10 protein-coding genes are annotated in these 13,750 nt (G+C 63.0%); 8 read left to right on the top strand and 2 right to left on the bottom strand.

The window, feature by feature from the left end:
• Positions 1 to 42: 42 nt before the first annotated feature.
• The 3 genes from ACE3PP_RS13180 (at position 43) to ACE3PP_RS13170 (ending at position 6,868) form a co-directional block, all read left to right on the top strand.
• On the top strand, positions 43 to 1,605 hold the full coding sequence (locus ACE3PP_RS13180) for a trimethylamine methyltransferase family protein (protein ID WP_374383001.1): 1,563 nt from the start codon (positions 43 to 45) through the stop codon (positions 1,603 to 1,605).
• A gap of 141 nt (positions 1,606 to 1,746) precedes the next feature.
• Positions 1,747 to 4,173: an FAD-dependent oxidoreductase gene (locus ACE3PP_RS13175; protein WP_374382999.1), complete on the top strand. Its 2,427-nt coding sequence runs from the start codon at positions 1,747 to 1,749 to the stop codon at positions 4,171 to 4,173.
• Positions 4,174 to 4,426: 253 nt separating this feature from the next.
• Complete coding sequence (locus ACE3PP_RS13170; RefSeq protein ID WP_374382997.1) at positions 4,427 to 6,868, top strand: FAD-dependent oxidoreductase; 2,442 nt, start codon at positions 4,427 to 4,429, stop codon at positions 6,866 to 6,868.
• An 8-nt stretch (positions 6,869 to 6,876) separates the two neighbouring features.
• Here the strand turns inward: ACE3PP_RS13170 and ACE3PP_RS13165 are convergent, their stop codons facing one another.
• Together ACE3PP_RS13165 and ACE3PP_RS13160 are read right to left on the bottom strand one after the other, a co-directional pair.
• Positions 6,877 to 7,731: a chemotaxis protein gene (locus ACE3PP_RS13165; protein WP_374382995.1), complete on the bottom strand. Its 855-nt coding sequence runs from the start codon at positions 7,729 to 7,731 to the stop codon at positions 6,877 to 6,879.
• Entirely contained in the window at positions 7,728 to 7,907 is a 180-nt protein-coding gene (locus tag ACE3PP_RS13160) for a methyl-accepting chemotaxis protein (protein WP_374382993.1), read from the bottom strand. The genes ACE3PP_RS13165 and ACE3PP_RS13160 overlap by 4 nt, the downstream gene beginning before the upstream one ends.
• A gap of 14 nt (positions 7,908 to 7,921) precedes the next feature.
• On the opposite strand from ACE3PP_RS13160, the gene ACE3PP_RS13155 reads away from it, so the two are divergent.
• From ACE3PP_RS13155 to ACE3PP_RS13135, 5 genes are all read left to right on the top strand, one after another.
• Positions 7,922 to 8,116: a hypothetical protein gene (locus ACE3PP_RS13155; protein WP_374382991.1), complete on the top strand. Its 195-nt coding sequence runs from the start codon at positions 7,922 to 7,924 to the stop codon at positions 8,114 to 8,116.
• Between the two features lie 32 nt (positions 8,117 to 8,148).
• The gene (locus ACE3PP_RS13150; RefSeq protein WP_374382989.1) at positions 8,149 to 8,904 is read left to right on the top strand and encodes a PolC-type DNA polymerase III; all 756 of its coding nucleotides are present in this window, start codon (positions 8,149 to 8,151) and stop codon (positions 8,902 to 8,904) included.
• Positions 8,905 to 8,915: 11 nt separating this feature from the next.
• On the top strand, positions 8,916 to 10,346 hold the full coding sequence (locus ACE3PP_RS13145; protein WP_374382987.1) for a DUF294 nucleotidyltransferase-like domain-containing protein: 1,431 nt from the start codon (positions 8,916 to 8,918) through the stop codon (positions 10,344 to 10,346).
• 593 nt (positions 10,347 to 10,939) lie between these two features.
• A complete protein-coding gene (locus tag ACE3PP_RS13140) occupies positions 10,940 to 11,368 on the top strand; it encodes a metallopeptidase family protein (RefSeq protein ID WP_374382985.1) in 429 nt (142 codons plus the stop codon).
• A gap of 164 nt (positions 11,369 to 11,532) precedes the next feature.
• Positions 11,533 to 13,584, top strand: coding sequence for a calcium-binding protein (locus ACE3PP_RS13135; protein ID WP_374382983.1), 2,052 nt, complete (start codon positions 11,533 to 11,535; stop codon positions 13,582 to 13,584).
• Positions 13,585 to 13,750 lie beyond the last annotated feature (166 nt).

Genomic DNA, 13,750 nt, shown 5'->3' with positions numbered 1-13,750 from the left:
CGCTAAAACAAGGGCTAAGGCCTGGCTGGCGAGGAGATCAACATGAGCACGACTTTGGATACCACAGTTCGGCGCGGCGGGCGCGAGGCGCGGCGCGCGGCCCGCGCGGCCCCTCTGCCCGAGAATCAGCAGCCGGTGCGCCCCGGTCTTGAGGGTGGCCGCTACAAACCGCTGACCGACGCCGAGGTGCTGAAGATCCACAATGCCGCCCTAGACGTGCTGGAGCAGATCGGCATGGCCGATGCGATCCCCAGCGGTATCGAGGTGATGACCAAGGCCGGCGCCATCCTCAACAGCAACGGTCGCCTCACCTTCCCGCGCGCGGTGGTCGAAGACGCACTCGCCAAGGCGGCGCGACGCTTCCCGCTTTATGCGCAGGACCCGCGTCACGATCTGCATCCGTGGGACAAAAAGGTCTATTTCGGCACGGCGGGTGCCGCCGTGCACATGGTCGATCCGCTGACCGGCGACTACCGTGATTCGGTTACCAAGGACCAGTACGACATCTCGCGCATCGTCGACACGCTGGACCATATCCATTTCTACCAGCGCTCGGTCGTCTGCCGCGATTTGCCTGACCCATATGAAATGGATTTCAACACCTGCTACGCCGCCGTCTCTGGCACGACCAAGCATGTGGGGTCCAGCTGGGTCGATCCCAAACATCTCGAGGCAAGCCTTGAGATGCTGCACATGATCGCAGGCGGCGAGGACAAGTGGCGCGAGCGCCCCTTCGTCAGCCAGTCGAACTGCTTCGTGGTGCCTCCGCTGAAGTTCGCGCAGGATGCCTGCCGCTGCCTGGAAGTCGCCGTGCGTGGCGGCATGCCGGTGCTGCTGCTTTCAGCGGGCCAAGCGGGTGCCACGGCTCCGGCGGCGCTCGCCGGCGCCATCGTGCAGGAAGTGGCGGAATGCTTGGCCGGCCTCGTCTATGTGAACGCGATCAAGCCGGGGGCGCCGGCGATCTTCGGCACCTGGTGCTTCGTCTCGGATTTGCGCACAGGCGCGATGTCGGGCGGCTCGCCTGAACAGGCGTTGCTCTCGGCCGCGTCCGCGCAGATGGCGCAGTTCTACGACCTCACCGGTGGTACCGCCTCCGGCATGACGGATTCAAAGACGCCGGATGCGCAGGCGGGCTACGAGAAGGCCTATAACCACGCCCTCGTCGGCAATGCCGGCGCCAACATGATCTATGAATCGGCCGGCATGCACGCAAGCTTGCTCGGCTTCTGCCTGGAAAGCCTCCTCATCGACAATGACATCATCGGCGCCACCCAGCGCACGATCAAAGGCATCGATGTCAGTGACGAGCATCTTTCGATCGAGACCATCCGCAAGACGTGCCTGGAAGGGCCCGGCCATTATCTGGGTTCTGAGCAGACGCTGCAGCTGATGCAGACGGAATATGTCTATCCGATGATCGGCGACCGCTCGAACCCCAAGGAATGGGTCGAGCAGGGCCGGCCCGATTCGATCGCGCGCGCGCAGAAGAAGCTCAAATCGATCATGAACAACCATTTCCCGGCGCATATCCCGCAACATGTCGACGACGCCATCCGCGCCAAATTCCCGGTGCGGCTCGATCGGGCGCATATGCGCAAGGGGTGATTTCTTAGTCTGTCATCCCCCGCGAAGGCGGGGGATCCACGAGTTGCTTTCGTCGCGTGAGGGAAACTCGTGGATGACCCGCCTGCGCGGGCCATGACAGTTTATAGGTATTATCAAGACCAGACTTTCTAGGGGACTTAAATGACGCAGCATGCGCGCGTAGTAGTGATCGGCGGCGGGGTCGTCGGGACATCGGCGCTTTATCATCTGGCGAAGCTCGGTTGGAAGGATTGCATCCTCATCGAGCGCGACGAGCTGGCTTCCGGCTCCACCTGGCATGCGGCCGGCAACGTGCCGACCTTCTCCGGTTCCTGGAACGTCATGAAGATGCAGGCCTATTCGGCCAAGCTCTACAAGACGCTGGGTGAGGAAGTCGATTACCCGATGAACTATCACATCACCGGGTCGATCCGCTTGGCGCACAACAAATCGCGCATGGAGGAATTCGCCCATTCCTGCGCGATGGCGAAGGCGCAGGGGCTTGATTACGCGCTGCTGACGCCGTCCGAGATCAAGGACAAATATCCGATCATGGAGATGGACGATATCGTCGGTGGCCTGTGGGACGCCCATGACGGCGATATCGACCCCTCGCAGCTGACGCAGGCGCTGGCCAAGGGCGCCAAGGATCTGGGCGCCAAGGTGCTGCGCTTCAACGGCGTCACGGCGATCAAGCAGCTTCCCTCGGGTGAATGGAAGATCACCACCAAGGATGGTTCGGAATTCGTGGCCGAGAAGGTCATCAACGCTGCTGGCTATCGCGCGGGTGAGGTGGCGGCCCTGGTCGGGCAGTATCTCCCCATCATTGCCATGCAGCACCAGTATCTGATTACGGAAATGATCCCGGAACTGGCGGCGCGCAAAGAGAAGCTGCCGCTGGTGCGCGATCCGGACGTTTCCTATTACCTGCGCCAGGAACGCGACGGCCTCATTCTCGGGCCCTATGAGTGGAATTGCAAATCCGACTGGCACAATGGCATCCCGGAAGAATTCGCCTTCCAGCTCTGGCCCGATGATCTCGACCGGTTGGAAAGCTATATCGAGCAGGCGGTGGCCCGCGTGCCGGTGCTGGGCACCGTCGGCGTGCAGAAGGTCATCAACGGCCCCATCCCCTACTCGCCGGACGGCAATCCCTATATCGGGCCGCAGCATGGCCTCACCAACTTCTACAACGCCAATTGCTTCAGCTTCGGCATCTGCCAGGGTGGCGGCGCCGGCAAGACCATTGCCGAATACATTATTCACGGCGAACCGGAATGGGACCTCTGGGGCCTCGATCATCGCCGCTACACGGTCTTCGCCGATCAGAAATACACGATCGAAAAGGCCGAGGAGCTTTATCAGAACGAATACGCCATCGGCTTCCCGAACGAGGAGCGCCCGGCGGGGCGGCCCCGTTTGAAGACGCCGCTCTTTGACAAGCTCACCAAGAAAGGTGCCGTGATGGGCGCCCGCGGCGGCTGGGAGCGTGCGGCCTACTTCCCGCGCAACGCGGAAGAGGCCAAGACGAAGCTCTCCTTCCACCGCGCTGAGCAAGCCTGGTTCGAGCCGGTGCGCGAGGAATGCAAGGCGGTCTCTGAGGCCGTCGGCATCATGGATCTCGGCGGCTTCTCGAAATTCATCGTCGAGGGGAAGGGGGCAGAGGCGTGGCTCGATCATTTGATCTGCGGCGCGCTGCCGAAATCGAACCGGGTGACGCTCGCCTACACGCTGACGCCGAAAGGTTCGATCCTCTCCGAATTCACCATGACGCGGTTGGCGCCGGACAAGTTCTACCTGATGTCGGCGGGTTCCGGCCTGTGGCACGATATGGATTGGTTGACCCAGCACCTGCCCAACGATGGTTCGGTGAAACTGACTGAGGTCAGCCAGTCGGCTTCCTCGCTGGTGCTGGCGGGCCCGCGCTCCCGCGACCTCCTCAAAAAGATCACCGACGCCGATCTTTCCAACAACGCTTTCCCCTGGCCGAGTTGTCAGGAGATTGTTGTGGCGGGTAAGAAGGTTACGGCGCTCCGCGTCAACTATGTGGGCGAACTGGGGTGGGAACTCCATGTGCCGATGGGCGATCTCGTTCATGTTTATGACGCGATCGCGGAGGCGGGGAAGGATCTCGGCCTCAAGGATTTCGGCATGTATGCGATGGATTGCCTGCGCCTCGAGAAGGGCTACCGCTCGTGGAAGCAGGACATCACCCATGAGTACACGCCCTTCGATGCCGGTCTCGAGCGCTTCGTGAAGCTCTCGAAGGGCGATTTCATCGGCCGCGACGCGCTGATCAAGCGCCATGAGGCGGGCGAGAAGGAACGCTTCGTGCCGCTCATCGTCGAAGGCAATACGGCCGATGCGCCGACCTGCTCGATCGTCTTCAAGGATGGAAAGAAGGTCGGCATCGTCGGCTCCGGCGGCTGGGGCTTCCGCATCGGGAAATCCATCGCGCTTTCCTATGTGCGGCTCGACCTTGCCGCCGTGGGGACGAAACTCGAGATCGAGATTCTGGGCAAGCGCTTCCCGGCCGTGGTTGCGGAAGAGCCGATCTTCGATCCGAAGAATGAACGGTTGAAGGCGTGATGATGGGCGCGAGACTTCAGTCGCTCCCCCTCTCCCCGACCCTCCCCCACGTTGGGGGGAGGGAGCTCAGCCGGTGTGCCGAGAGGTTGATGTCAGACTGGCTCCAGTCCCCTCCCCCCAACGTGGGGGAGGGTTAGGGAGAGGGGGGCGTTCCAGCCAGCCTCAATACCGCCCATCGACACGACCTATTTGCCGACTTGACCAACCACAGCCATAATCCGCCACCCTCAAACCAGCGAAGAAAACGATCCCCATGTCACTCCCGAAGGAAGCCCGTGTCGTCATTATCGGTGGCGGTATTCTTGGTTGCTCGATCGCCTACCATCTGGGAAAGCTCGGCTGGGGCAAGGACACGGTTCTGCTGGAGCGGAAGAAGCTCACCTCCGGCACCACTTGGCATGCGGCGGGTCTGGTGCGCGCCTCGCTCTATAGCGAGAGCCTGACCAAGCTCGCGAAATACACGACCGATCTCTATACGACGCTGGAAAAGGAAACTGAGCAGGCGACGGGTTTCGTGCAGCCGGGCTCGCTCTCGGTCGCGACGTCAGAGGCACGCTGGGAGGAATTCCGCCGTGGCGCCGACATGTTGCAGAGCTTCGAGGTGGAGTGCATCGAGCTCGACCGCGCTGGCGTCCAGGAGAAGTGGCCGCTGCTCAACACCGATGACGTGATCGGCGGCATCTTTTATCCCAAAGACGGCAAGTGCAACCCGGCCGACACGACGATGGCGCTGGCCAAGGGCGCCCGGATGAAGGGTGCCAAGATCTTCGAGGACACGAAGGTCGAGGAAGTGCTGGTCGAAAATGGCCGCGCCGTGGGTGTGCGCACATCCGAAGGCACGATCAAGGCGCAATATGTCGTCTGCGCCGCCGGCATGTGGTCGCGCGAGATCGGTGAGAAGCTCGGCGTCAACATCCCGCTCCATGCCTGCGAGCATTTCTACATCGTGACGGAGCCGATGGAAGGCATGACGCCGGACTTGCCCGTCATGCGCGACATGGATCAATGCGCCTATTACAAGGAAGATGCGGGAAAGCTGCTGCTGGGTGCGTTCGAGCCGAAAGCAAAGCCCTGGGGCATGAACGGCATCCGCGAGGATTTCTGCTTCGACGAGCTGCCGGAGGATTTCGATCATTTCGCGCCGATCCTGGAAGGCGCCATGCACCGCGTGCCGTCTTTGCAGAAGGTCGGCATCCGCAAATTCTTCAACGGGCCGGAAAGCTTCACCGCCGATCAGCGCTATATCCTGGGGCCTGCGCCGGAGCTGAAGAACTTCTTCGTGGCGGCCGGTTTCAACTCGATCGGTATTCAATCGGGCGGCGGTGCCGGTATGGCGCTCGCCCACTGGATCGTCGACGGCGAGCCGCCGCACGACCTGTGGGAAGTCGATATCCGGCGCCTGATGCCGCATATGAGCCGCAAGAGCTTCCTCGTCCCCCGCGTCTCGGAAGCGCTGGGCCTTCTCTATGCGATGCACTGGCCGTACCGCCAGTTTGAAAGCTCACGCAATGTGCGCCAGACGGCGTTCTATGAGGATTGGAAAGCACTCGGCGCATGCTTCGGCGAAGTGGCCGGTTGGGAACGCCCGAACTGGTATGCGCCGAAGGGTGTCAAAGCCGAATACGAATATTCATACGGCCGCCAGAACTGGTTCCCCTATGCCGCTGCCGATGTGAAGGCGACGCGTGAGGGCGTGGCGCTCTACGATCTATCAACCTTCGCCAAGTTCCTGGTCGTGGGCAAGCATGCCGAGACGCTGCTGCAGCGGATTTCCACCGCTGACATCGCGCAGCCGGGCAAGGCCGTCTACACGCAATGGCTCAACGCGAAGGGTGGCATCGAGGCGGATTTGACCGTGTTCCGCATCACCGACACCAAGTTCATGGTGGTGACGGCGGCGGCGACCGCAATCCGCGATTGGCATTACATGAAGGATCATGTCCAGCCGGGCGAGGATGTGGAACTGGTCGACATGACCGTTTCCTATGCGACGCTTGGCGTCATGGGGCCGAAGAGCCGCGACCTGCTCCAGCGCATCACCGATGCCGATCTCACCAATGCGGGCTTCCCCTTTGGCACCACCAAGCATATCGAAATCGGCAATGCCAAAGTGCGGGCGACCCGCATCTCTTACGTGGGCGAGCTGGGCTGGGAGCTCTACATCCCGGCGGAATTCGCGCGCGGCGTCTTGAATTCCGTGCTCGAAGCCGGTGCCGATCTCGGGGTGCGCCCGGCGGGCATGCATGCGATGGATGCCTGCCGCATCGAGAAGGCGTTCCGCCATTGGGGCCACGATATCGGGATCAAGGACACGATCCTCGAAGCGGGCCTCGGCTTCACCTGCGCCTTCGACAAGAAGGTGCCCTTCATCGGTCGCGACGCGGTCTTGAAGCAGAAAGAAGGCAAGCTTGGCCGCCGCATGGTGCAGTTCAAGCTGACCGATCCGGAGAAACTGCTCTATCACAACGAGCCGATCTATCGGAACGGCCAGCTTGTGGGGCTCGTGACCTCAGCCAATTACGGCCACCATCTGGGGGGTGCCATCGGCATGGGCTATGTCCACAACAAGGACGGCGTGGACGCGGCCTTCATCGCCGAGGGCAAGTTCGAGATCGGCGTGGCGCTCACTCGTTGCAAGGCGGAAGCAAGCCTCGCCCCGATGTACGATCCGAAATCGGCGCGGATGCGGGCGTAAGGGTAGGCTTACCCCGCGCTCGGGACCTGCTGGACGATGACGCCGTACCAGCCCAACCCCCGGTAGGTTTCGTAGCCGGGGGTGAGGGCATAGCCGATCATGCGTCCATTGTCGGCGAAGTAGCCGCTCTTCTCGCGGGCGGCGAGGGCAACCGTTTCGCTGAGGAGTCCCTTGCCGTCCGAAGCGGCGATCACCCGATGCTGTGCGTCGAGGAGCAGGCAGCGGGTGAAGCTGCGTTCCTCGGCACTGAGCTGGCTTCCCGCCACCACGGCCGCCGCTTGCGGCTGCCAGTCGAAAAAGATGCCGAGCGCACCCAGGGGCTTGCCGTCGGCGGCTCCGCCCGCGCGGATGGCCGTCGTGTAGGTCGCGACCTGGGCATTGTCGAGGAGCGGCGTCGACTCGATGTCGAAGGCGGCATAATCGTCACCGCTCGATGTCGCCATCGCCGCTTTGAACCAGGAGGTATGGGCGACGTTGCTGCCGATCACCTTGGGATATTTCTGCGGCCGGCCGTTGGCGATGACGCGGCCGTCGGCATCGGCGATCCAGAGGTCGAGATAGACGGTATAGGCGTTGAGGATCACGCCGAGGCGCTGGGCTGCGTGTGCGGCGCTCTCGGCGCTGGGATTGGCAAGCGCATCCACCGCCGCGGCATCGGTCGCCCACCAGCGCACGTCGCAGGAGCGCTCATAGAGGTTGCGGTCGATGATCTCGATCATGTTGAAGGCAAGGTCCGCGAGGCGCTGCCCGCGCACCTGATGGACCAGGCCCTCGCCCAGCGATACCAGCTCGGAAATGGCGCCTGCCAGTTCGGACGACAGCTGGTGCGAAATCTCGGTGATGCGGTCGGAGATCGTCTTCACCTCGTTGGCGACGACGCGAAGCCGCGCCCGCTCTCGCCGGCACGGGCCGATTCGATGAGGGCATTCAACGCCAGGATGCGCGTCTCGCGGGTGATGGTGTTGATGAGGGCGATCTTGCCTTCCGCCACGCTGCTGACTTGGCGGGAGAGTTCGATGATGCGTTCTGGCTGGGTCATGATCCGTACTGCAAATGGGCTGGCATGAAAAAACGCGCCACCACCCTTCAGAAGAAGGGGCGCAGCACGACCAGCGGCAGTCGGTTCGTCATTTTTGTATGACTTTTTCTTTTTCTAACATCTTTGTGCGCTGCCGCAAAGGTTCTTTTGCAATGCAAAATACCCGCGCCGCATCAATCGCATGGCAGAGCGCCCCCAACCTGCCGTAAGCTCCGGCGCAGTCTGCCGATGAGATCCGCGCGTGGCGTTGCAAACCGATTCCGCAATCGATCCTTCCGCCCCTGAGGTTCCGGGGCGCACCGCCCTATGGACACGGCTGTTCGGTGCCCTTCGCGGTTCGCTGCGCAGTGCCGGCCCGATCATCCGCTGCGGCCATTCCCCGGCGCTCCACACGCCGCTTGAGCTTCTTGAGGCGCTGGTGCTGGATACCGAGACGACTGGCCTCAATGTCCGCAGCGACCGCATCATCTCCGCCGCCGGTTTCAGTCTTTCCGCCGGCAGCCTAAGCGAGGCGCCGCTTTTCGACCGGCTGGTCGATCCCGGCCGGCCCATCCCGGCCGCCTCCAGCGCCTTTCACGGCATTGTCGACGAGATGGTGCGCGAGGCGGGTGATTTCGCCGAGCATTGGCCGGAAATCCTGCGCCATCTGGAAATAGGTCTCGTCATCGGCCACCAGATTTTCTTCGATCTTGCCATCCTGGGGCGCGAGGTGCGGCGCCTGGGCGCGCGTCTGCAGCCGCCGGTCGCCCTCGATACGGCGCTCCTTTATGCGGGCCTCCACCCGGGGGAGCGCCACCGCGATCTCACCCCTTGCTGCGCCGCCTTCGGGATCGAGATCGTCGGCCGCCACACGGCCAAGGGCGATGCCGCCGCCACCGGCGCCTTGTTCCTGGAGCTGGTGCCGCTCTTGAAGGCGCACGGCATCCGCACCCTGGGCGAGGCGCTGGCCTTCGAGCGGGCAGCGATCCTCCACCATCCGCGCCGTTGGCGCTGGTAGGGGGGCGGCCGATGAATCACGAGATCCTGCAGCGCATCGATGCCTTCGCCTATCGCAACCGCCTTGCCGAGGTGATGCGGGCACCCGTTTCCACCATTGATGCGCGGGCGCCGCTGACGGCTGCGGCGGCCTTGATGGCGGAAAAGCGCATCGGTGCCCTGGCGATCGTCGATGCCGACCAGCGGCCCCTCGGCCTCATCACCGACCGCGATATCGCCCATCAGGCGGCGATGCCGGAAAGCCTGGGGCAACCCGTCCACCAGGCGATGGCGCAGGATGTCGCGACCCTGCCGCCCGATGCCTTCATCTTCGAGGCGCTGACGGAGTTGCGCCGTCACCAGACGCGCCATCTGGTGGTGACGGACCGGGCAACCGGTGCCGCCATCGGCATCGTCAGCATGAGCGCGCTGCTGAAACTGCGCGCCGACGATGCGCTGCTGCTCTCGACCGATGCCGAGGAGGCGCCGGATGCGCAGAGTCTCAAGGACGTGGTCGCGACCCTGCCGCGCCTCGCCAAGTCGCTGATGGCTGAAGGCGTCCCGCCGCGCCAGGTTGCGGGCGCCATCGCCGCCGTCATCCGCGATGTCTATGCGCGGGTGGCGCAGTTGGCCGAAGCCCTGACCTTGCAAAGCCACGGTCCGGCGCCGGCCAAATGGTGCTTCCTGGTCCTGGGGTCGGCTGGGCGCGGCGAAAGCCTCCTCGCGGCCGATCAGGACCATGCGCTGGTGCACGATGGCAGCGAGGATGATTATCCCTGGTTCGAGAAACTGGGCCTGCATTGTTCGGCCATTCTCGACCAGATCGGCATTCCCTATTGTCGCGGCGATGTCATGGCCAGCAACCGTGAATGCCGCCACAACCTCGCTGGCTGGAAGAAGCGCATCGGCCTCTGGGTCGCAAGCGACGATGAAGTAGCGCTGCTCAATGCCGACATCTTCTTCGATTTCCGCCCGGTCTATGGCGAGATGAAACTCGCTGCGGATCTGCGCGCGCTGGCCAGCGAGATCGGCAAGCAACGCACCTTCCTGAAGCGCCTTGCCAGCTCGATCGGCCAGATCGAGCCGCAGCTCAATTTCTTCGGCGGCATGAAGACCAAGGCCGGCCGTGTCAACGTGAAGCGCGGGGCTCTTCTCCCCATCGTTTCCGGGGCGCGCGTGCTGGCCTTGAGCCTCGGCGTTACCGCGCTGGAGACCGAGGCCCGCTGGGAAGCGGCACGCAAGGCCGGGCGCGTCCGTCCCGACGATCTGGTTCGCATCGCCGATTGCCATGACATGGCGCTGCGCCTGATGCTGGCCCAGCAGCTGGCCGATATCGAGAAAGGCCGCGCCCCCGGCCAATATGTCGAGGTGAAGCGCCTCCTCGACTTCGACCAGGAACGGCTGAAAAGCGGGCTCAAGATCGCCGCCGTCATCGATCTCATCGTCCGCTACGCCCTCGACTGACCCTTGAGACTCGACTGGCCCGAGAACGGGCGTGAGCGCGGTCACAAGCCGGCGCGGCGCGATGCTGGCAACCGGCTAGGCATAGTCTCCGCTTTTCCGCGACAAGCCCCTGATTTTGCCACAATTCGGACCCGCCTTCGCCACCCCTTGGCGCGAAGAAATGGCTGCCGGCCGCGACGAACACCCACGTGAGCCCGATCACTGCGCAAACGCCGCGAGAGGGCCAGTTTAGGGGCAAGTCGTTTCCATCAACCGGCACGCAACCGCCAAACGCCAGACCGCCTAAGGGGATCCATCATGTTCGACAGCTTCGTCACCGTCAGCGCCCGCCTCACTTTGTTCTCGCTCTTCGTGCTCATGCTGGCCCTGGCCGGCGCCGGCGCCTGAAGAAACGCGACACCGACGAAACGGGATTTTCCGGGATGGAGATGGATATGACGGGACGAGTCTTCCTGAAGCTGACATTCGCCGCTGAATCGCTGATTGTGATCTGCGTTCTCTGGCTGGCGCTGACATCCGACCTCATCGGCTGAGGCTTGCCCTCAAGCCTCGGCCCGGGTTCTAATCTCCGAAACGGAGGACGGGCCCGGCCGATGTCGACAGAATCCACACATGACGATCCGCTGCGCAGCTTCGGCTTGGCGCCGAGTGCCGGCGAGATCGAGGAAATGGGCCGCCGTGTGCTGGCGACCCTGCCGCCCGCATTTCTCGCCCAATGTGGCAACGTCGCTCTCCGCGTCGAGGAATTCGCCGACGAAGAAACGCTCGCTGAAATGGATATCGACGATCCTTTCGAGCTCGCGGGCCTTTATCGCGGTGTTCCGCTGACCGAACGCGGCGCCGACGATCCGACCGGCCTCGACGTGGTTTTCCTCTATCGCCGACCGATCCTCGATTGGTGGGCGGAAGGTGAAGATTCGCTCGAGCATCTCATTCGCCACCTCGTCGTCCACGAAATCGGCCATCATTTCGGATTTTCCGACGAGGCGATGGAAGCGGTCGAGAACATGGAAGGCGCCTAGCGCCCTAAAAAGTGCAGCGCGGATTTCCGCCAATCCGACCTCGAAAACGTCGCTTATGGTGATATGTCGGCAAAGTTGTGCCGACCTTCATCTTGTCGCGGAAAATTCCGTTGGTGCCTCTCTTCACGCTGGCTAGGGTTTAGGCGTCGAAGCGGAGGGACATCATGGATATCGTCGGGACGCCGGGTGACGACACGCTGGATGGCACGGTCAATGCGGATATCCTTCGCGGCGGTGCCGGCAATGACACGCTGAACGGATTGGGTGGCAATGACCAGCTTTGGGGTGGCCTCGGCGCCGACCTCCTTAATGGGGGCCTCGGGCGCGACGTCGCCGTCTATCTCAATTCGTCGAGCGGCGTCACGGTCGATCTTTCCAGCGGCGGCCCGCAATCGGGTGGCGAGGCGGAAGGCGACCGGCTGAGCGGTATCGAGAATCTGACCGGTTCGCATTTCGACGATCGGCTGACCGGCGACGCAGGCGCCAATCTGCTGCGCGGCGGTGCCGGTGCCGACATCATCGATGGTGGCGGGGGCCGGGATCGCGCCAGCTACGCCTATTCGGCCGAAGGCGTCGATATCGATCTTACCCGCACAGGCGCGCAATCGGGCGGCGATGCCGCGGGCGACATTCTCATCAGCATCGAAAACGTGACCGGCTCGGACCATGACGACCGCATCACGGGCGATGCCGCCAACAACGAGATTTCAGGCGGTGCCGGTGCCGACATCATCGACGGTGGTGCCGGCTCGGATACGGTCGATTATCGCGGCGGTGCCGGTGTCGATGTCGATCTCACCCGCGCCGTGCAGATCGGCGGCCACGCCGAGGGCGACCAATTGAGCCATATCGAAAATCTGACCGGCTCCAGCTTCAACGACCGGCTGCTGGGCGACGGCAGCCGCAACTATATCAGCGGCGATGCCGGTGACGATTATATCGACGGGCAGGGTGGCTTCGACGATCTCAGCGGCGGCGCCGGCAACGACACCATCGTGGCACATCATGGCACGCGCGCGGTCGGTGGCGCCGGCACGGATACCTTGATCCTGCGCCTTGACGATGCGTTCGCCAATCGCGGCTATATCGTCGGTACCGACCGCTACAGCGGTGACTATGTGGCCGACAATACCGTCTGGAATTACCAGTTCGTGCGCGCCGACGGTATCACGGCGCAGGGTTTCGAGCGGGTCGAAGTCTATGGCAGCCAGTGGGACGACGACATCCGCGGCACGACCGGCGCCGACATCATCTATGGCGGCGGCGGCGCCGACACCATCACGGCAAGCCAGGGACGCGACTATCTCGACGGCGGCGAAGGCCGCGACCGGGTCATCATCAATTACGGCAATACGACCCGGGATATCACGGTCGATCTGATGGCGGGCAAGGCCTATGGCTATGCCGGCATCGTCAATTTCGAGATCGCCGAAATTCACACGGGTTCCGGCAACGATCACGTCATCGGCGTATCAGGAATCGATCCGATCCCCGGCGGCAACATGATCTATACCGGCGCTGGCGATGATGTGGTCGATCTCTCGCAGACGATCGGCGACAGCATCGTCGAGCTTGGCACGGGTCAAGACCAGTTCATCGGCGGCAGCGGCTTCGACCAGGTCTATGCGTCGGGCACCGGCAGTTTCGATGGCGGCAGTGGCTATGACACGATCGATCTGACGCTCTCCGATCCAAATTCCATCGATCTCGATCTCCTGGCGACGACCGGATCCATCGTGGTCAGGAATTTCGATACCGTATTGATCAACCGGTCGGATGTCGCCACCGGCGACGATGTCATCCGTTTGACCGATGGTGCCGACTATGTCTCCAGCGGCGGCGGGAACGACCATCTGATGGGGCGCGGCGGCAATGATACGCTGGTGGGTGGCGCCGGCGACGATTGGCTGGAAGGCGGCAGCGGCAACGATATCTTGAGCGGCCATGCCGGGACCAATCTGATGACCGGTGGCGAGGGCGCCGACCAATTCCATTTCGATCTCAGCGCCCACACGATCGTCACCGACTTCAACGGTGCCGAAGGCGATACGATCCTCTGGGTGCGGCCCTCATCGATGCCGAAGCCGGATTTCGGCACGATCATGAGCTATGTCACCGACACCGAAGATGGGGCGCTCCTGACCCTTGGGCCGGAGCGCTCCCTGCTTCTCGAAGGCATTTCGAAAGCCGACCTCAGCGCCACCAATTTCGTGTGACGCAGCGCTACTTCAACAAGGCGACGGAAGCGGTGGAGGATATGGGGGAGTAGACACCCGTCACTGGCGGCCCCCCACCCTAACCCTCCCCCTGAAGGGAGAGGGAATGAGAGCGAGATGATTGGTGCGAACACGACTGGAAGCCCTCTCCCTTCAGGGGGAGGGT

Source organism: Dongia sp., assembly GCF_041910485.1.
Taxonomy (GTDB): Bacteria; Pseudomonadota; Alphaproteobacteria; order Dongiales; family Dongiaceae; genus Dongia.
Note: the sequence above shows the minus strand (reverse complement) of the source record. Positions and strands in the feature narration are given on the sequence as shown.

Coding starts and splice junctions, on each gene's coding strand:
- ACE3PP_RS13160 (WP_374382993.1), bottom strand. CDS start 7,907: ATGACCCAGCCAGAACGCATCATCGAACTCTCCCGCCAAGTCAGCAGC.
- ACE3PP_RS13155 (WP_374382991.1), top strand. CDS start 7,922: ATGGGCTGGCATGAAAAAACGCGCCACCACCCTTCAGAAGAAGGGGCG.
- ACE3PP_RS13140 (WP_374382985.1), top strand. CDS start 10,940: ATGTCGACAGAATCCACACATGACGATCCGCTGCGCAGCTTCGGCTTG.
- ACE3PP_RS13175 (WP_374382999.1), top strand. CDS start 1,747: ATGACGCAGCATGCGCGCGTAGTAGTGATCGGCGGCGGGGTCGTCGGG.
- ACE3PP_RS13170 (WP_374382997.1), top strand. CDS start 4,427: ATGTCACTCCCGAAGGAAGCCCGTGTCGTCATTATCGGTGGCGGTATT.
- ACE3PP_RS13145 (WP_374382987.1), top strand. CDS start 8,916: ATGAATCACGAGATCCTGCAGCGCATCGATGCCTTCGCCTATCGCAAC.
- ACE3PP_RS13135 (WP_374382983.1), top strand. CDS start 11,533: ATGGATATCGTCGGGACGCCGGGTGACGACACGCTGGATGGCACGGTC.
- ACE3PP_RS13180 (WP_374383001.1), top strand. CDS start 43: ATGAGCACGACTTTGGATACCACAGTTCGGCGCGGCGGGCGCGAGGCG.